The following is a 19,425-nucleotide window of genomic DNA, read 5'->3' on the forward strand; positions in this document are numbered from 1 at the left end:
AAACCTAAAAAAATGAGCGAGTCGCTGCTCGATGCACTTATTAAGCTTTTTGCCATTTTGGTTAATATCGAGAGCAAAGCCGATAATGGTTTTGCTATCGAAGTGCTCGACGATTATCTTCATCACGATTTTAGCACCGAGCAGGCCAAAGTATTTATCGACAGGTTTACTAACTTTGGCATAAGCTACCGCAAAGAGCTTGAGGATGTTTCCCTAGACCGCTACACCGAATCGCCAATAGTTCATGGAATTATTGACGCCATTAACCACGAGTTTGAACAACATCAAAAGGTTTGGTTGGTACTTCAACTTTTAGAATTTCTGGCCGATAGCAAACTCACCACAACCGACAGGTTAGAGTTTGCACAAAGAGTAGCAAACCAATTTAACATTAGCGATTTTGAATTCAAAAATGGTCGCGATTTTATTTTAAGTGAGTCGCCAGGTCAGATTCCATGGAACCAACAGGTTCTGCTTATCAGTCCCGAAAAGGATAACCCGATACCAGAAATTAAGCATCTGGTTAACGAAAGGTTAAAGGGACAAATATATGTGCTTCGTATAGCAAGCACCAATACGCTACTTGTAAAATACTTTGGCGAGGCTGAACTTTTCATGAATAGCCGGGTTTTAAAACCTGGCAGAACTTACCTCTTTGGGCCTGGAGCGGTTATTCGTGGACAGCGTATATCGCCAGTATACTATAGCAAGATAGTTTCTCTATTTATTCAAAACCCAGGGAAACCGTTTGTATCGATTGTTGTAAAAGATATTGAATACAAACACAAAGGAAGTCGCAATGGCATATATCCATTCTCCTTTTCGGCATATTCTGGCCAACTTGTTGGCATAATGGGAGGAAGTGGAGTAGGAAAATCAACACTTATTAATTTACTAAATGGCAATTTAAAACCCGCGGCAGGTAATGTTTACATAAATGGTTATGATGTTCATACCCGTAAAGATGAGCTCGAAGGTGTAATCGGATACGTACCGCAAGACGATTTGCTAGTTGAGGAACTTACTGTCTTCCAAAATCTTTACTACAACGCTCTGTTCTGTTTCAGCAACTTAAGTAAGAAGGAGATTATTGAACTAGTTGACAACACCCTTGTAGAGTTCGATTTGGTTGAAGCACGCGATTTGAAGGTTGGCAACCCGCTAAACAAATATATAAGTGGCGGACAACGAAAGCGCCTAAACATTGCCATGGAGCTAATGCGAGAACCCTCAGTACTTTTTGTCGATGAACCCACTTCAGGCCTTTCATCGCTCGATGCAGAACGTATAATGCTCCTACTTCGAAAGCAAACCTTTAAGGGGAAGGTTGTAATTACAAACATTCATCAGCCATCATCCGATATTTTTAAAATTTTCGATAAGATAATTGTGCTTGACCATGGCGGCAGGCCAATATTCCAAGGCAACCCCATGGACGCCGTTGTTTACTTTAAGCGCATGGCAAACTTCCTTAAACCCGATGAAAGCGAATGCATAACATGCGGAAATGTAAACACCGACATCATCCTTAGAATAGTTGAGGCTCGCGTAGTTAACGAATATGGCCGTTTAACCCGTAAACGAAAACGCTCGGCAAGGGAATGGTATGAACTCTACCTAAAGAACATTCAAAGCAGACTTATTATTCCTGCTCCTGCTTGTGAATCGCCTCTCCCACCAAACGACTTTAACATACCGTCGAAACGTAAACAGATTTGGATTTATTTCAAACGTAACATACGGAGCAAACTTGCCAATGCTCAGTTCATGAATATTAGCATTTTGGCTTCGCCAATACTTGCGGTTATTATTAGCTTTTTCTCAAAATATATTCATGGCACATTAACCAATCCTAACGCCTATATATTTAGCGAGAACGATAACATTCCAAGTTTTATCTTTATGAGTGTGGTTGCCATGCTGTTTCTTGGCTTAACCATTAGCGCTGAAGAAATTATTAGCGACCGACGCATTCTATTCCGTGAAAAATTTCTCAACCTAAGCTACTTTAGCTATATCAACTCAAAGCTGGTAATTCTTTCAATGTTTGCTGCCATACAATCATTTCTATTCGTACTTATATCGACACATATTCTTGAAATCCAGGGAATGTTTTGGCACTACTGGCTTATCCTTTTCTCAACCTCGTTTTGTGCAAGTATGATTGGTCTTAACCTTTCTGCAGCTCTCAATTCAGTTGTAGCAATTTATGTGATGATTCCCCTAATTCTAGTACCTCAACTCATGTTTAGCGGAGTAGTTATTAGCTACAATAAGCTTCATAAAAGCTTATCGCATCCTGAATATGTTCCATTTATTGGAGATTTAATGCCTAGCCGATGGGCATACGAAGCGCTTTGTGTTTACCAATTTAGCGCAAACGAGTATAACAAGAACTTCTTTTTTACCAACATGGAAATCAGCAACAATAACTACAATGCTACCTTGCTAATTCCCAAACTCATTTCGCTTTTGAACGAGACTGAGTCAGATATATTAGTCAATAAAACAAATCCACACACAATAAAGAAACTCGCTATTGTTCAAAATGAGATTAGAAGGCTAAAGGAAAACTATCCAATCCGAGGTTTTGAGTACCCAAACCCCGATATGCTTGATATCAATAACACAACGCCACAATACATTTCAAAGTCAATAGGAAAACTTGATACTTTAAAAATGCACTTTAACGCAAAATATCGTAGGAGTGTTGAAAAGCGCGATGATATTGCTACCAAATTATCACAACGGTTGGAAGGCACCTCTACTCTTTTCGACCTTAAACGGAAACATCATAATAATGCTCTGGAGACATTGGTTACCAACCGTAACGATTTAACTAAAATTGTTGAGCACAACAATCGGTTAATAAGACGTTACGAGCCTATATGCGCTCTACCTAATTCTAAAAGCGGAAGAGCTCATTTTTACTCATACTATAAAGCATTAGGGAACAGGCTCATACCAACCTACTGGTTTAATCTTTTTGTACTTTGGATTATGTCAGGTATACTTTACCTTACACTATGGAGCGATATCTTCAGGATAGTAAATAGATTTGTGGAACGTTTACGTTTCCGTAAGCTTACCGAAAGAATTTCACGCTATCTACCTTCGTAAGGTTAAAGGTTAAAGGTTAAAGGATAAAGGATAAAGTTCAATGTTCAAGATTTCAGATTTGTCAGGCGAAGACGGATAAAAGGCGTTAAACGTTAATCGTTAAGGGTTAAACGGAAAAATCTTCCGAATCCTTCCGATTATTTCCGATTCTTTCCATGTCATTCTTTTAACTTCCTTTAACTTCTCCTAACTTCCTCATATTCTTCCACCAAAGCTGCTTCGACAAGCTCAGCATGACAAGAAAATGTTTGTGACTATGTCTGGCGAAGAAGGATAACGAAGAATCTTTAAATTTAACGTTTTAATTAGGCTCAGGCTCTTGGAAAAACTATGCAGCAAATAACTTCCTCAGAGTGGAGCAACTAATACAGTACTAAACCACTCCATGTTTTTTGAAATGCTCTTCGTATGCTTTATCGGAATTTGCTATATGGTCTTTTAGCCAGCTACTTAAAAATCCAAGCAGCTCAGGAATCGCTATTGATTTATTATCGCTAACCTCTTTTTTAATCTCTTGGATTTTCTGTTTAAATGCCTCATGCTCCTTAATATGCTCTACAGACTCTGGGTAGTTCGTTTGTCTAAAGAAGGTCTCTTCACGGTTGAAATGAAAGTTTGAATATTGCTCAAGTTCGTTTAAAATATCGTAAATAACAGCGTTTGCTTTACCTTTACTTATAGAGTCAAAAAGTTTATTTATTGTGTTCAACAGTTTTATATGATCGTCATCAATACTTTTAATTGAGACACTGTATTTTGGGCTCCACTCAACGATTTTCATTTGTAAAACCTTTAAACTCTGCAACTTTTTTACGGGGAAAAGTGGATAAATGTTATAGATAGATTTTACATAAAATCATAACGAGAACTTATACCCTACCCCTTTTACTGTCTTAATGTATTTATCGCCTAGTTTTTCCCTTAGCTTACGAATATGCACATCAATTGTCCTATCGCCAACTACAATGTCATCGCCCCAAATAGCTTGGTAAATCTCATCACGAGTAAACACTTTATGTGGTTTACTTTGAAGAAGCGATAAAAGTTCAAACTCCTTTTTGGGGAGTGTAATCTCGTTCCCATTTAGGTAAACTAGGTAACGTTCCTTATCGATATAAATCCCTTCATTAGGTACTTCCACATTGGATTCACCAGCCTCAACAATCTGTCCGCTACGCTTTAAGAGAGCTTTGATTCTGCTAATTAAAACTTTTGGTTTAATGGGTTTGGTAATATAATCGTCGCCACCAGCTTCAAATCCAGCAATTTGACTATAATCCTCGCTTCGGGCCGTTAGAAAAGCTATTAAAGTATTTTTGGTAACTGGTAAATTCCTTAGCTCCTCACAGGTTTCAACTCCATCCATATCGGGCATCATAACATCTAGCAAAATTAGATGTGGTTTAAAGCTAATGGCTTTTTCAATTGCCATTTTCCCGTTCGATGCCGAATCCACAATAAAACCGTCTTTTTTTAAATTATAAGTTAGGAACTCTACAATGTCGGGTTCATCATCTACTACTAAAATCTTATAGTTCTCTGGATTCATTTCTTTTGCACTTTTTACAAAGATAAATAAGAAAGAAAACAGTTAAGCTAACTTAATGTTAACATTTTGAGACAAAACAGCCTTATCGGATTAACATAAGTATAACGTTCATTTAAAACGAATACGATTTTATCAGCCTTTCTTTGCAAAGAAAAAATTGAGAAAAATTATGCGTAACACTTTTAAGCAAAAAGTTATTACACTAGTAGGCCTAATTATAACGACCCATTCTATAGCTCAGGTTGGTTCAATAACGGGAACAGTATACGACAAGACTCACAATGAATCGCTTGTGGGCGCTACTATAATAATTGAAGGCACAACATTAGGAACAACAACCGACCTGGATGGACATTTTGAAATAAACAATCTAAAACCAGGGCATTTCAATCTTTCGGTGTCATTCATCTCATACGAACCCAAGGTTGTAAAGAATATTCTGGTTGAGCCTAACAAAAAGGTCAAATTATACATTGAACTTGAAGAGGTTACAACAGCCATTGAAGGCGTTACGGTTACAGCCACTCGCAAAACAAATACCGATGTGGCAATGCTAAGCACTATAAAATCGAGTTTATCGGTTGCAAATGGTATTTCGGCACAGCAAATATCTCGCTCGCAAGATCGTGACGCTTCGGAGTTTATTCGCCGAATCCCTGGCGTTTCAATAATCGACAACCGTTTTGTTGTTGTTCGTGGACTAAACCAACGTTACAATAATGCATGGCTTAATAACTCATCAACCCCATCAAGCGAGGCTGACCAGAAAGCCTTCTCATTTGATGTGATCCCTAGCTCAATGATTGATAACGTCCTTATCTACAAAAGTCCTTCACCAGAAATTCCTGCCGATTTTACTGGGGGTTTTATCAAAATATTCACTAAAAATATGCCTAGCGAAGATTATCTTAGCATTGGCTATTCAACAGGTATAAACACGAGCACCAACTTAAACAGTTTCAAACAGATAACCACCAGCAAAACCGACTGGTTAGGATTCGACGACGGTACAAGGAACTTACCTCAAAATTTCCCCTCTTCACTAAAAGGCTTGTCAAACTCTCAACTGGCAGAATATGGAAAAATGTTGAACACAAGCTGGAATCCACATGTAACTACTGCTATTCCAGAACAAAAATTTAACATCACATTTGGGAAAAAATGGCAAAAGGGTAATAGACAAATTGGGAACATTACATCTATATCGTACAGTAACAATCATCAAACTGAAGATATAGCACATAAAGAGTACCAAGTACAGCTTACACCAGGAGAACTACCTCCCATAAATCACAATTACACTGATAGTGTTTTTATTCGCAGTGCAAAAATTGGAATACTACATAATTGGACCTTACTAACTGAGAAAAACACAAAAATTGAGTTCAGAAATCTTTTTAATCTTATTGGGAAAAGCAGCATTCTCATTAGAAATGGTTTTAACGGTCATGAAGGGTTTACCATAAGATCATATCAAGATTATTTTCAAAATCGAACAACATACTCGTCGCAATTGGCTGGTGAAAGGAAATGGGGCGAGAACCTAAATAGCAAAATCGACTGGGTAATTGGATACGCCTTATCGTATAAAAACGAACCCGACATGAAACAGCTCCGCACAACCCTTCAGGATGAGCCATTGCTACCTCACTATAACGAGTACTACGCTGCTGTTGGGTTAACCCCTTCGGTAAGCGATGCTGGCAGGTCGTTCCTTAAACTTATTGAGCACACAAGCAGCATTGGAATCAACTATGAGCAAAAGCTCGATTTGAATGGCTGGCAACCAACCATTAAAGGGGGCATCTACGGCGAATTTAAAACCCGCAGCTTTAACGCTCGAGTATTGGGATTTGCTAAAAACTCTTCCTATACCGAATCGGTTTGGTTACCAACTAGTCAAATCTTTAGCCTTGAGAATATAAACACAAGCCCCGATGGCTTCATACTAAAAGAATCCACCTCAAAATCTGACTCTTACGACGTCAACTCTATTCTGGGAGCCTCCTATTTTGCATTAAACACAAATATTACAAAGAAACTATCTTTTTATGGGGGAATTAGGGCAGAACTTGTAAACCAAAAGTTGAATAGCTACAACAGATATGGCTTACCACTCACAGTTAATGACAATAAAATAGACGTTTTCCCTTCGGCAAATCTGACCTATAATTTGAACGATAGGAACCTGTTAAGATTAGCTGCTGGTATTTCCATTAATCGACCTGAGTTCCGTGAAATTGCACCATTTTACTTCTATAACTTTAACGATGAAGCAGAATATGTTGGGAAAAGCGATCTTAAAAGCTGCCTAGTAAACAACTTCGATTTACGATGGGAGCAATACCCTAACACAGGTGAGTTTTTCTCAATTGGGTTGTTCTATAAGAAGTTTAGTGCACCTATTGAACTTGTATTTAAACCAGCAGGTGCACGTCCACTTTTCACATACGACAATGCAGAAAGTGCTTATAGTGTTGGTGCAGAAATCGAACTACGTAAATCTCTTAAAGCCATATCATTACTTAAGGATTTCTATATTTCAATGAATGCTGCACTTATTCATAGCAGAGTTCAATTCCCAAAAGAAAGTATTTTCAGGGAGAGACCTATGCAGGGGCAATCACCATATCTTGTAAATGCCGGGATATTTTACCAAAACGAGGAAAACAAACTAAACATTGCTATTCAGTACAATGTAATTGGTGATAGAATCCAAGCAGTTGGTATTCCATTTCAAAACGAGGAACAAGACATACCCGATTACTACGAAAAGCATCAGCATATGTTAGACTTAACAATATCAAAAACCTTTGCAAACAACATTGAAATTAAAGCAGGTGTAAAAAATCTACTAAACCAAAAATTTAATATTTACCAAAAATTTAAAGGAGAGAACAATACCGATATGGACCTTAGCAACAAGCAATACAAGGAGGGTTTATCTTTTTCAATTGGAGCAAATTACAAGTTTTAGAACATGGTTTTCTAAAGTAGCGGATGTTTTTAAAGGCATCCGTTTTTTTCAAACATATTCCAGAATTAATTATTTCTTAACAAACACTTCATCTACATTTAAACACTAACAAATTAATATACACTTACTTTGTATCAGTTAAACAAAAAAAGAAGAAGAAATGAAAAAGTTAGCAGTTATCCTAATAGCAACCATTTTAGCAGCAAATGTTGTAAGTGCTAGAAATGATGATAAGAAAGAAGCAAAATCTTCCAATACATCTTCAATGGTTAAAACCATAAAAGGTGTAGTAGTAGACAAAACTACTGGCGAAGGTCTTGCAGGTGCTTCAGTAATGGTTAACGACAAGGTTATATACACTGATTTTGAAGGTAATTTTAGCGTAAAACTCTCAGAGCCAAAAGCAAAAATTAGAGTTGGATTAATATCATATTCAACAACCGAACTTGAAATCAACAAAAACTTAAACGAGTTAAAAGTAGAGCTAGATGCTGTTGAATAGACGATAAAAAAGGTATTTTCACATTCAGAGGCTGTAGGTTAATTACAGCCTCTTTTTATTAGCTCAAACCTAACATTTAACTAATGTAATGGTAAACCAGGCTTAACCCGAATATCCTACATATACGATACTTTTGAAATGTAAAAACAAACCAATAAATATTAAAAGTTATGAATCGATCAAAAACAAATCTTCTATTAGCGGCATTGACCGTTCTAGGCATTCTGCTAACATCATGTGAAAAAGACGAGGGAACAAACACAATTCCTCAAGGTACCAAAAAGACTGTAACTGGCGAAATTTCTGAAAACACATTATGGGCAGCTGAAGATACCATCTTCCTCGATGGATTTGTATATGTTAAACCAGGTGTAACCCTTACAATTGAACCTGGTACAATAATAAAGGGGATTAGTGACACAAAAGCGTGTCTGATTGTTGAACGTGGTGCCAAAATTGAAGCTAATGGAACAGCCCAAAAACCAATAGTATTCACAAGCGATAAGCCTGCTGGTGAACGGAAGCCTGGCGATTGGGCTGGCATTATTATATGCGGGAAAGCGCCAATAAACCAAACAGGTGGCGAAGCTGAGATTGAAGGCGGAACAGGTGCCACTTTCGGAGGTTCCGATCCTAACGACAACTCAGGAACTTTACATTATGTTCGAATTGAATTTGCTGGCTACGAGGTTTCAAATGGAAATGAGATTAACGGATTAACCCTTGGTGGGGTCGGTAGCGGAACTACCATTGAATATGTTCAAGTTTCATTTGGACGCGACGACTCATTTGAATGGTTTGGTGGCACTGTAAATGCTAAATACCTTGTATCGTACCGTGCAGGTGACGACGATTTTGATACTGATAATGGTTTCAGCGGAAATGTTCAATTCGGTTTTATCCTTAGAGGCCCAGAAGAAGCAGACAAAACCGACGCTTCAAACGGATTCGAATCAGATAACGATGCTAGCGGTTCTTCAAACAGTCCACTTACTTCGGCCAAATTTAGCAACATCACCATCCTAGGCCCATACGCAACAAAAGACCAACAAAACGTTAATCCTAATCACAAGTATGGGTTACGACTTAGAAGAAACACCCGACTAAGCCTTTACAACTCAATAATTGCAGGTTTCAACACAGGTCTATATATCGAAGGCCCTTCAAAGAATTTATATAACACTGCCAACGGCCCTGAGATTAAGAACTGTATCATGGCAGGAATGATTAAAAACTACAACGTTAAAACCGATGGATCTTCACTTACAGAACAAGAATATGATGCAATGTTTACAAATGGCAATAACACCTTATTTGATGAGAATTCACAGCTAAAAATATCCAACTCATGGAACTGGGGAAATGTTAATCCTTTACCAGAATCGGGTTCACCAGTGTTAAACGGTGCATCTTTCGAAGGACTTACTGGATTTGAACAAGTTTCGTTCCGTGGGGCTTTTGGATCAACAAATTGGACCGCTCAATGGTGCAACTGGGATCCTCAAAACACTGCCTACTAATCGGTTGCAAAACGTTTTCAAAAACTTCCCAAAAAACCGGGAAGTTTTTTGCACCTTTTTTAATAACCATTCGTTTAAGTATAAAAAAAACGCTATGAGGTCATTTATTACGCTACTCTTATCTTTAATTTGTTTTGTTGGTTTTTCTCAATCGAATGTTGTTGAGCGCGATGGGAAATATTACGATGAAAATGGGAATGCCTTTTCTGGCATCTACTCTTTATACCATAACAATGGGAAAATCAAGGTTAAAGCAACAATTAGCAATGGCCTTCCCAATGGAGAAATGACCTTTTTCTATCCTTCTGGAAAAATTAAAGAAAAAAGGGTATACACAAATGGTATAAAAAATGGCAAATGGGAAAAATGGAACGAGCAAGGGGTAAAAACTTCTGAAGCTAATTTTTCAAATGGCCAAAAACATGGCAAATGGTATGTCTGGGACGATAATGGCACATTACGATACGACATGACCTACACCAATGGTAAAAAAAGCGGCACTTGGATCATATTTGATGAAAATGGAAAGGAATTATCACGTAAAAAATATTAGTTAGATATTTAATAAACTTACACATCCAGAGAATCCTACTATTTTACTCAAATTCATTTCTTACATATCATAATTTAATCCGGTTTAGCCGGATTATTTTTTTTGAATTCGACAACACGTTGAACTAAATTGCTTTTAAAAGGTTTTATATATTACTTGCCTTTAAACCAATTTTGTAATAATTTTATATGTAAAACCTCGTGTTATGCGAAATTCTTTATTAATGCTACTTTTTTTCGGTTTTGTACAGGCAAGCTATGCTTTTGCTGGTATTAATGGCATTAGTTTTTACAAGAAATTTTCTGATATTGATAAAGACATTCGTAACGACCAGTATGGTAAGGTTTCGGCTATTGTTGTCATTAACTCTAAGGGGCAAAAACTTTTTGAGCAATATTACGGTTTTACGAACAAGTACACTTTAAATCAAATTAGCTCTGTAACTAAAAGTATAACATCCATTGCAGTTGGAATTTGTATCGATAAAGGATTAATTGAATCTATCGAAAAGCCAATCTACATCTACTTTCCTGAATACGAGGAAACTTTTAAGAAACAACCGCTATTCAAACAGATAACCATAAAGCATCTTCTAAATCAAACCACTGGCTTAAAGTGGAACGAGTGGTTATTTCCATATAACTACGCATCAAATAGTTTAATAGCACTTCTTGAAGAGAAAAAGAATTGGTTAGATCGATTCTTCTCCCTCTCTTTCGATACTATACCTGGGACTAAATTCAACTACAATAGTCTTTCGTCGCAGGTGCTAGCAGAAATAGTTAGCAGGGTAAGCGGAAAACCTTTCAATAATTTTGTTGACAACCATATTTTCAAACCATTAAGAATCGAAAATTTCCACTGGGATCAGTATCCCAACAACCCATACCCTGCTTGGGGAGGAATATCATTATCGACTTACGATATGGCAAAAATTGGGCTTCTACTTTTAAACGAAGGCACCTTCTCAGGAAATTATATTGTTTCAAGCAAGTGGACAAATGAATCGTCAAAGTTGAACATTAAAATTGACAGTAGCACTGGTTATGGTCTGCACTGGTGGATATTACTGGAAAATGATAAACCAGCAATGTACTATGCAGCAGGCTATGGCGATCAATACGTATTTGTGGTTCCAAGCAAGGATATAATAGTTGCCATTAGTTCAAAAAATTTCACTGATTATCGTTGGCCAAAATCCGTTATTGACCTCGCAAAAAGCATTGTTAAAAAAATATGATTAAACAACCCCCTAATACCAAATATTATGTCAAAATTAAAAACTAACTATTTAGGAATAGAGCTAAAGAACCCGCTAATAGTGGGAGCTTCATCGCTCACTTCAAACATCGACACCCTCAAAGCCATTGAAAAAGCTGGAGCTGGTGCCGTTGTTTTTAAATCATTATTCGAGGAGCAAATTCAGCTCGAGGAGCTGGAAATGGAAAACGAACTGGAAGAGTATAACGAACGCCATGCCGAGATGGTAAAACTCTTCCCTACTCTAAAGCATGCTGGTCCAGCCGATCATCTTGCAAAACTAAAAAGGGCAAAGGAAGAACTTAGCATTCCTGTAATAGGTAGCCTAAACGCCATGCACCCCGACACCTGGGCTGAATATGCCATTGCAATTTCCGAAACTGGTGTTGATGCATTGGAGTTGAACTTCTATACTACTCCTAAAGATTTTGAGGTTGAAGGAAAAACAATTATTCAATCCCAAATTGAAATTCTTAAAAGTGTAAAAGAAAATATCAAAATTCCAGTAAGCGTTAAACTAAGCCCATTCTACACAAATCCTCTTGATGTAATCGGCAAGTTTGACAAAATCGAAGTGGAAGGTTTTGTTCTATTCAACAGGTTATTCCAACCCGATATCGATATTGAGAAAGAGGAACTCATACAAACAATCATACTTAGCGAACCTGATGCCAATAGATTACCACTTAGGTTCATTGGTCTGCTTTATGGCCATATTGCTGCCGATATTTGCGCAGCAACTGGTATTTTGAATGGAACCGATGCAATTAAAATGATACTTGCTGGAGCAAATGCATTCCAAGTTGTTAGCACACTTTACAAAAATGGTATAGAGCACATTACCAAAATTTTAGCTCAAATCGAATTATGGATGAGTAGAAAAGGATATGAATCTATCGATGATTTCAAAGGAAAATTATCCAAGAAAAATCTCCACGATCCATTTGCTTACCGTAGAGCACAATATGTCGATATTCTTCTACGTTCAAATGATATTCTTAAATCTAACTCATTATAATTCACACGAAAAGATGTATAGCTGAGCCAGGTAATCCTGGCTCTTTTCATAAACAGCTGATTACATGAAACATGAAAGAATGTTGATAAATTTTTATTTATAATCCACATTTTAACCCTTTAAAAAAATACCTTATAGCTAATTTAGCAGATAACTAGCAAATTGCATATTACACTAATTCAGCAACATACAAATACAATGAGTCAGTTTGTACACCTACACGTTCACAGCCATTACTCAATTCTCGATGGGGCATCAAGTATCGATAAACTAATTGCTCGTGCTAAAGAGTTAGGGATGCCTGGCTTAGCGCTTACCGATCATGGTAATATGTTTGGTATCAAGGAGTTTATTGCAAAGATTGGTAAGGCAAACGCCTCGATAAATGCCGAGATTAAACAGATAAAAAGTGAGATTGAAAAACTTAAAGGTGAGAATTCTCAAGAAGCTGACAACCAATTAGCCCTATCCGATTTAGAGAAAAAGCTTAAAGAAACCGAATCAAAACTTTTCAAACCCATTGTTGGTTGTGAAACCTATATTGCAAAAAAGAGTCGTTTTGACAAAACCGACAAAGAAGATAGGCAAAACTTCCACCTCATTCTGTTAGCCAAGAACAAAGAGGGTTACCATAACTTGATGAGATTAGTTAGCTATGGTTTCACAGAAGGGTTCTACTATAAACCTCGAATCGACAAGGAGCTACTTCGCAAATACAGCAAAGGAATAATTGCCTCAAGCGCTTGCTTAGGGGGAGAAATCCCCCAAGCCATCATGAAGGGCGATATGGATGAAGCCGAAAGGTTAATTTACGAGTACAAAGATATTTTCGGAGATGACTTTTACCTAGAGCTAATGCTTCACAAATCGGGCGAACCTCGCATCGACTATGAAGTATATGAGAACCAGGTAAAGGTTAACCAAACAATAATTGAGCTTTCAAAAAAAACTGGAGTAAAATGCATCGCCACTAACGATGTGCATTTTGCTCTAGCCGACGATGCTTCGGCGCACGACATCCTTATTTGCCTAAACACAGGGAAAAAGTTAAGCGAAACAAATCGTATGCGCTACACCTTTCAGGAGTACCTGAAAAGTGAGGATGAAATGCGAGAACTTTTCCCCGATTGCCCAGAAGCAATATCAAACACCATGGAAATATACAATAAGGTTGAGTTTTACGATATTTCCAGCAAGCCCATTATGCCCTACTTCCCAATCCCGGAAAACTTTGAAAACGACGATGAGTACCTACGATACCTAACCTACGAGGGGGCTAAACAGCGTTGGGGCGAGAATCTAAGCGAAAAGGTAATAGAACGTTTAGACTTTGAACTTGGAGTAATCAAGCGAATGGGTTACCCCAGCTACTTCCTAATTGTATGGGACTTTATTAAAGCAGCCCGTGAATTAGGAGTTTCGGTTGGCCCGGGAAGGGGTTCCGCTGCAGGTTCGGCTGTTGCGTACTGCCTTAGAATTACCGATATCGACCCAATCAAGTATGACCTTCTGTTTGAGCGTTTCCTTAACCCCGAACGAATTTCAATGCCCGATATCGATATCGACTTCGATGAAGATGGTCGCGAAGAGGTTCTACAGTACGTGGTTAATAAGTATGGGGCAAAACGCGTGGCTCACATCATCACATTCGGAACCATGGCTGCAAAGTCGTCAATTAAAGATGTGGCACGAACACTAGAACTCGACCTACCTACATCTGAACGATTGGCCAAAATGGTTCCTGAAAGACCTGGCATCACACTTCAAAAAGCATTCAAAGAGGTTCCTGAACTAGAAAAAGAAAAAGATTCCGACAATCCGCTAATCAGAGAGACACTTAAACAGGCTCAAGTTTTAGAAGGAACTGTTCGACAAACTGGCGTTCATGCCTGTGGTATAATTATTGGTCGTGACGACCTAGAAGAGTACGTACCATTATGCACCAACTCCGATGCTAAGCTTTTTGTAACTCAATATGAGGGCGCGCATGTTGAAGATATCGGGTTGCTTAAAATGGACTTCTTGGGACTCAAAACCCTTTCCATCATAAAAGACACCCTAAAACTTATTGAGCAATCTACTGGAGAAAAGGTCGATATCAATAATATCCCATTAGATGACCCAAAAACCTTTGAACTCTTCTCACGTGGCGACACAACAGCCATCTTCCAGTTCGAATCACCAGGGATGAAAAAGTACATGCGAGCTCTTCAACCAAACCGGTTCGAAGACCTAATCGCCATGAATGCCCTTTACCGCCCTGGCCCCATGGAATATATTCCTAGCTTCATCAACAGGAAGCATGGAAGAGAGCCCATAAACTACGATATTCCTGAAATGGAAGATGTGCTCAAGGACACCTACGGGATTACGGTTTACCAGGAGCAGGTGATGCTTCTTTCCCAGAAACTTGCAGGCTTTACTAAGGGTCAAGCCGATGCCTTACGTAAGGCAATGGGAAAAAAGCTCAAAAAGGTGATGGATGAGCTTAAAGAAAAATTTATTGAGGGTTGCCTGAACAAAGGTTACGATAAGAAAATAGTTGAAAAGATTTGGTCCGACTGGGAGGCATTTGCCGAGTATGCATTTAACAAATCGCACTCAACATGCTACGCGTACGTGGCCTACCAAACTGCTTACTTAAAAGCCCACTACCCTAGCCACTTTATGGCCGCTGTACTTAGCCGAAACCTTTCCGATATTAAAAAAATAACAACCTTCATGGACGAGTGCCGACGTGTGGGAATTCAGGTACTTGGTCCAAACGTAAATGAGAGTCAGATTAAGTTTGCAGTAATGCCAAATGGAGATATTCGGTTTGGATTAGGCGCAATTAAAGGAATGGGAGAAAACGCAGCTCAAAATATTATTGACGTTCGAACCAAAGGGGGCAAATTCAAAAATATTTTCGACTTCTTCGAAAGGGTTAATCTCCAAACAGTCAACAAAAAAAATCTTGAAGTCCTTGCCATTGCAGGTGCTTTCGACGACCTAATAGACTTTGATAGAAGCCTCTTCTTTGCTCCCGACAGTAAGGGTTCAACATATCTTGAAATTCTAATGCGATACGGCATAAAAATTCAAGATGAAAAGAACAGCTCTCAACAATCGCTTTTTGGAGAAATGGCTGGCTTTGAAATACCCAAACCAGTTCCACCTAAAGCAGAACCTTGGCCTGCTATAGAAAAACTTAATAAGGAAAAAGAGGTTATAGGCATTTACCTTTCTGCACACCCTCTGGACCAATTTAAGTTTGAAATTAAAAACCTATGTAATGTTACCCTTGCTGAGCTTAAAGCTAATATGGGAAATTACAAGGATAGAGATATCGTAATCGGGGGCATGACTATTGCCTCTTACATTGGAACTACCAAAAATGGTAAGCAATATGGTAAAATTACCCTTGAAGATTATACCGATTCAATGGACATCATGCTCTTTGGTAAAGATTTTGAAACCTTTAGGAATTTTTGCTACAACGATTATTTCCTATTAATTCGCGGTAAGGTACAAGAAAGAAAATACCGACAAGATGAGCTTGAATTTTCAATTAAAACCATCAACCAGCTTTTTGATGTCCGTGAGAAAATGATTAAGAGTATCACTATTAACATGCCTCTTGAAGATATTAACGACATTTTAGTTGACGATTTACTTAAACATAGCAAGCACGAAAAAGCAAACATCACTCTTAAGTTCAAAATCTTTGATAAAGAGAATAAGGTTTCGGTTAATATGTTCTCACGTTCTCTCCGTGTGAATATAACTCAAGAATTTATTGATTTTCTCGACGAAAACGAATTTAGCTATAAAGTTGCGCTTGCATAAACATTTTTTCATTTTTTTGGTTTAATTTTGTAGGAAATTACATATTGATAAATCTAACTAAAAACATATAACTATGGCATTAGCAGTAACAGATGCAAATTTTGATGAGCTAGTACTCAACTCAGGCAAACCTGCAATGGTTGACTTTTGGGCAGAATGGTGTGGACCATGCCGTATGATTGCCCCCTACGTTGAACAAATGGCAGAGGAATATAAGGACAAGGCAGTTGTGGCAAAAGTAGATGTAGATAGCAATCCTGGCATTGCTGCTCGCTACGGCATCCGTAACATTCCAACCGTTCTTTTCTTTAAAGATGGTCAAATGGTCGACAAACAAGTAGGAGCAGTTCCTAAAAGCGCTCTTGTTGCAAAACTTGAAGCTTTACTATAAACTTGTTTTTTGATACTTTTGGCCGGGTCAAGATTATGGCCCGGCTTTTACTTTTTTTAAAATACACTATCGATGAAAGTTTGTGTTTACTGTGCCTCAAGCTCAAAGGTTGACACCAAGTACTTTGAGGCCACAAAAAAATTGGCAAAGGAATTAGCGCGGCAAGACATTACAATTGTTTATGGTGGTGGCTCTTATGGATTGATGGGTTGCCTTGCCGATACTGCGTTAGAGAATGGAGGAAAAGTTATTGGCATTCTACCTCGTTTTATGGAAAAGGTAGAATGGGGGCACAAAAACCTAACCGAGCTCATCCTGGTAAAAGATATGCATGAACGAAAAAAGTTACTCATTCAGGACGTTGATGCTGTTGTGGCACTTCCTGGAGGATGTGGCACCCTAGAAGAACTTTCTGAGGTTATCACACTCAAACGCCTTGGTAAATTCACAAAACCAATTGTAATCCTCAACACCGATAACTTTTACTACCACTTAAGAATGCTACTAGAAAAAATGATCGCCGAACGTTTCATGCGAAAAGAGCACGGAGAAATTTGGCAATTTGTTGACAACCCCGAAGAAGTTATCCCCGCAATTGAAAACGCCCCCCATTGGGATGCCGACGCCATAAACTTTGCAGCCGTATAGCAAGTGAAAGCTATAAGGAAATTGGAAGGAGTCAGGAATAATCAGAAGCCATGTCATGCTGAACTTGTCGAAGCATCTATGGTGAAGGAATATGATGAATAAAAGGAAGTTAGAAGAAGCTAGAGGAATGAATGAGTCGGAATGATTCGGAAATAATCGGAAGATATCAGAAGCGCCCTGTCATGCTGAGCTTGCCAAAGCATCTCTTGTTGAGGAATATGAGGGAGTTAGAAGAAGTTAAAGGAATTTAAAAGAATGATACAGAAGGTATCGGAAATATTCGCAACGAATCGGAAGAACAGTGTTTCGTTTTTAGTTTTTGGTGTTAAGAAAAGTAAGCTTAGAATCAATCAATTAAAAAGAATGAAAATTTTGCTACGTAGGGGCTAACAAATGGTAGAATTAACAAGCCCCAAAGTGATTGGCGATGCACGAAAGAATCACTCCAAAGAACGAATATGATGCGTTGCATCGCAATTTGGATTAATTGCCCAAAGAACCAGTATTGTCATGCCGAGCGTAGTCGAGTCATCTCTTCTTGAAGAATGATTCGGAAGGATTCGGAAACATTCGGAATGAATCGGAAGCTCATGGGACAATTCTTGAATCTTAAATCTGAAATCTGAAATTTTGAATTATTATCATGCCAAGCTTGCCGAAGAATCTCTTATTGAATGAAATAAGATAACCTACTTTAAAATGTGCCTACTTTGAACATTGAACTTTGAACATCAAACCCAAAACACTGTATCCCATGAAAAAACGGGTTTATAGAAACGCCATTCAATCCGAAATCCATCCTTATAACCCAATACAATTCCTATTTCATAACTAAAATCCGTTTAACTACATTAAATTGATAATTATTACAATATGCAACACAAGAATTTAAACTTTTTTCTAAATATTTGTTCTAATAAATTTAAACAGTCGATTAAATTTTAAACCCAACAACCATGAAACGAGCTATTTTTCTGTTAGTAGCAGCAATGATGTTAAACCAGCTGCTAGCACAAACTAATAATGATTTACAAAAACGCGTTGATCAGCTATTACAAGAAAACGAAAGCCTAAACCACAGGCTTGACGTCCTTGAAAAAAAGATTGATGATGTGACCTGGTTCAACCGGGTGTGCGATGTGGCTTTCATCGACAAGGTTTACATCTACGGTCCTCCTCCTGCTAATGTTAAGAACCCCGAGCAAACGGGTGCCACTAATCCGGTTAAATTCTGGAGCTATGTGTTTATTCCTAAAAATATTGATATCAACAAAAAATATCCTCTACTTGTTTTTCCACACGGTGGTGTTCACGGTGACTTCACAACCTACTACACCCATATTGTTAGAGAAATGATTGCGCAGGGATATATTGTTGTTGCTCCTGAATATCGTGGCAGCACTGGTTATGGATCAGGACATTGGCGCAGAATAGATTATGGCGGGCTAGAGAAAGAAGATGTTTACGCAAGCCGCAACTATATGATTGAAAACTACGACTTTGTGGACAAAAACCGTATTGGGATTATTGGCTGGAGCCATGGGGGAATGATTGCACTTCATAACATCTTTGACCATCCAAACGACTATGCCTGTGCCTACGCTGGCGTACCAGTATCCGACTTAATCCTAAGGTACGGTTATGCCGACGACGATTATCGCCGATTATACGACTCCGATTATCATATCGGACAAACACCCAGGGAGAATATTAACGAGTACCTCAAGCGCTCCCCAACCTGGCAGGCTCATCGGCTAAAAAACACTCCCCTGCTAATCCATACCAATACTAATGATGATGATGTTTATGTTATTGAAGTGCAAAGTTTAATTAACGCACTAAAAGCAGAAGGGAAAGATTTTGAATATGAGATATTTCAGGAAATGCCTGGTGGCCACTCGTTTAACCGTATGGACACAAAGGCTGCTCGTGAGATTAGAGTGAAGATTTACAAGTTTCTTGCAAAATATCTGAACCCACCTAAACCCATTAAATCCATTGAAGATATCAATAGGGCAGCCTATTTGCCATTGAGGTAAATCAAAATATTTGAAAGAGG

The 19,425-nt window shown here is 38.2% G+C and carries 13 protein-coding genes; 11 read left to right on the plus strand and 2 right to left on the minus strand.

The annotated features are described in order from the left end of the window. Positions 1-12: 12 nt before the first annotated feature. Entirely contained in the window at positions 13-3,120 is a 3,108-nt protein-coding gene (locus FHG85_RS08580; protein WP_173074911.1) for an ATP-binding cassette domain-containing protein, read from the plus strand. 373 nt (positions 3,121-3,493) lie between these two features. Here the strand turns inward: FHG85_RS08580 and FHG85_RS08585 are convergent, their stop codons facing one another. Continuing rightward, positions 3,494-3,901: a bacteriohemerythrin gene (locus tag FHG85_RS08585; RefSeq protein ID WP_173074913.1), complete on the minus strand. Its 408-nt coding sequence runs from the start codon at positions 3,899-3,901 to the stop codon at positions 3,494-3,496. 75 nt (positions 3,902-3,976) lie between these two features. Further along, on the minus strand, positions 3,977-4,669 hold the full coding sequence (locus FHG85_RS08590; protein ID WP_173074915.1) for a response regulator transcription factor: 693 nt from the start codon (positions 4,667-4,669) through the stop codon (positions 3,977-3,979). Positions 4,670-4,838: 169 nt separating this feature from the next. Between FHG85_RS08590 and FHG85_RS08595 the strand changes: the two genes are divergently transcribed. The 10 genes from FHG85_RS08595 to FHG85_RS08640 all read left to right on the plus strand — a co-directional run bounded on the left by FHG85_RS08595 (position 4,839) and on the right by FHG85_RS08640 (position 19,405). Next, positions 4,839-7,646, plus strand: a complete 2,808-nt coding sequence (locus tag FHG85_RS08595) for a carboxypeptidase-like regulatory domain-containing protein (RefSeq protein ID WP_173074917.1) — start codon at positions 4,839-4,841, stop codon at positions 7,644-7,646. Between the two features lie 160 nt (positions 7,647-7,806). Further along, on the plus strand, positions 7,807-8,148 hold the full coding sequence (locus FHG85_RS08600; RefSeq protein ID WP_173074919.1) for a carboxypeptidase-like regulatory domain-containing protein: 342 nt from the start codon (positions 7,807-7,809) through the stop codon (positions 8,146-8,148). A gap of 170 nt (positions 8,149-8,318) precedes the next feature. Continuing rightward, complete coding sequence (locus FHG85_RS08605) at positions 8,319-9,668, plus strand: T9SS C-terminal target domain-containing protein (protein WP_173074921.1); 1,350 nt, start codon at positions 8,319-8,321, stop codon at positions 9,666-9,668. A gap of 94 nt (positions 9,669-9,762) precedes the next feature. Beyond that, a complete protein-coding gene (locus tag FHG85_RS08610) occupies positions 9,763-10,221 on the plus strand; it encodes a toxin-antitoxin system YwqK family antitoxin (RefSeq protein ID WP_173074923.1) in 459 nt (152 codons plus the stop codon). A gap of 205 nt (positions 10,222-10,426) precedes the next feature. Next, positions 10,427-11,461 carry a serine hydrolase domain-containing protein gene (locus tag FHG85_RS08615; RefSeq protein WP_173074925.1) on the plus strand — a complete coding sequence of 345 codons (1,035 nt, stop codon included), beginning with the start codon at positions 10,427-10,429 and terminating at the stop codon, positions 11,459-11,461. A 27-nt stretch (positions 11,462-11,488) separates the two neighbouring features. Continuing rightward, on the plus strand, positions 11,489-12,499 hold the full coding sequence (locus FHG85_RS08620; protein WP_173074928.1) for a dihydroorotate dehydrogenase-like protein: 1,011 nt from the start codon (positions 11,489-11,491) through the stop codon (positions 12,497-12,499). Between the two features lie 198 nt (positions 12,500-12,697). Beyond that, positions 12,698-16,327 (plus strand): DNA polymerase III subunit alpha, encoded by a 3,630-nt coding sequence (gene dnaE / locus FHG85_RS08625; RefSeq protein ID WP_173074930.1) that lies wholly within the window; start codon positions 12,698-12,700, stop codon positions 16,325-16,327. Positions 16,328-16,400: 73 nt separating this feature from the next. After that, positions 16,401-16,718, plus strand: coding sequence for a thioredoxin (trxA, locus tag FHG85_RS08630; RefSeq protein ID WP_173074932.1), 318 nt, complete (start codon positions 16,401-16,403; stop codon positions 16,716-16,718). 72 nt (positions 16,719-16,790) lie between these two features. After that, positions 16,791-17,366 carry an LOG family protein gene (locus FHG85_RS08635; protein ID WP_173074933.1) on the plus strand — a complete coding sequence of 192 codons (576 nt, stop codon included), beginning with the start codon at positions 16,791-16,793 and terminating at the stop codon, positions 17,364-17,366. 956 nt (positions 17,367-18,322) lie between these two features. Further along, the gene (locus tag FHG85_RS08640; RefSeq protein WP_173074934.1) at positions 18,323-19,405 is read left to right on the plus strand and encodes a prolyl oligopeptidase family serine peptidase; all 1,083 of its coding nucleotides are present in this window, start codon (positions 18,323-18,325) and stop codon (positions 19,403-19,405) included. The last annotated feature ends 20 nt before the right edge of the window (positions 19,406-19,425 follow it).

Source organism: Tenuifilum thalassicum, from assembly GCF_013265555.1.
GTDB lineage: Bacteria > Bacteroidota > Bacteroidia > Bacteroidales > Tenuifilaceae > Tenuifilum > Tenuifilum thalassicum.

Bases quoted from the DNA above. Each gene is read 5' to 3' on its own strand.
- FHG85_RS08580 (WP_173074911.1), top strand. From the start codon at position 13: ATGAGCGAGTCGCTGCTCGATGCACTTATTAAGCTTTTTGCCATTTTG.
- FHG85_RS08585 (WP_173074913.1), bottom strand. From the start codon at position 3,901: ATGAAAATCGTTGAGTGGAGCCCAAAATACAGTGTCTCAATTAAAAGT.
- FHG85_RS08590 (WP_173074915.1), bottom strand. From the start codon at position 4,669: ATGAATCCAGAGAACTATAAGATTTTAGTAGTAGATGATGAACCCGAC.
- FHG85_RS08595 (WP_173074917.1), top strand. From the start codon at position 4,839: ATGCGTAACACTTTTAAGCAAAAAGTTATTACACTAGTAGGCCTAATT.
- FHG85_RS08600 (WP_173074919.1), top strand. From the start codon at position 7,807: ATGAAAAAGTTAGCAGTTATCCTAATAGCAACCATTTTAGCAGCAAAT.
- FHG85_RS08605 (WP_173074921.1), top strand. From the start codon at position 8,319: ATGAATCGATCAAAAACAAATCTTCTATTAGCGGCATTGACCGTTCTA.
- FHG85_RS08610 (WP_173074923.1), top strand. From the start codon at position 9,763: ATGAGGTCATTTATTACGCTACTCTTATCTTTAATTTGTTTTGTTGGT.
- FHG85_RS08615 (WP_173074925.1), top strand. From the start codon at position 10,427: ATGCGAAATTCTTTATTAATGCTACTTTTTTTCGGTTTTGTACAGGCA.
- FHG85_RS08620 (WP_173074928.1), top strand. From the start codon at position 11,489: ATGTCAAAATTAAAAACTAACTATTTAGGAATAGAGCTAAAGAACCCG.
- dnaE (WP_173074930.1), top strand. From the start codon at position 12,698: ATGAGTCAGTTTGTACACCTACACGTTCACAGCCATTACTCAATTCTC.
- trxA (WP_173074932.1), top strand. From the start codon at position 16,401: ATGGCATTAGCAGTAACAGATGCAAATTTTGATGAGCTAGTACTCAAC.
- FHG85_RS08635 (WP_173074933.1), top strand. From the start codon at position 16,791: ATGAAAGTTTGTGTTTACTGTGCCTCAAGCTCAAAGGTTGACACCAAG.
- FHG85_RS08640 (WP_173074934.1), top strand. From the start codon at position 18,323: ATGAAACGAGCTATTTTTCTGTTAGTAGCAGCAATGATGTTAAACCAG.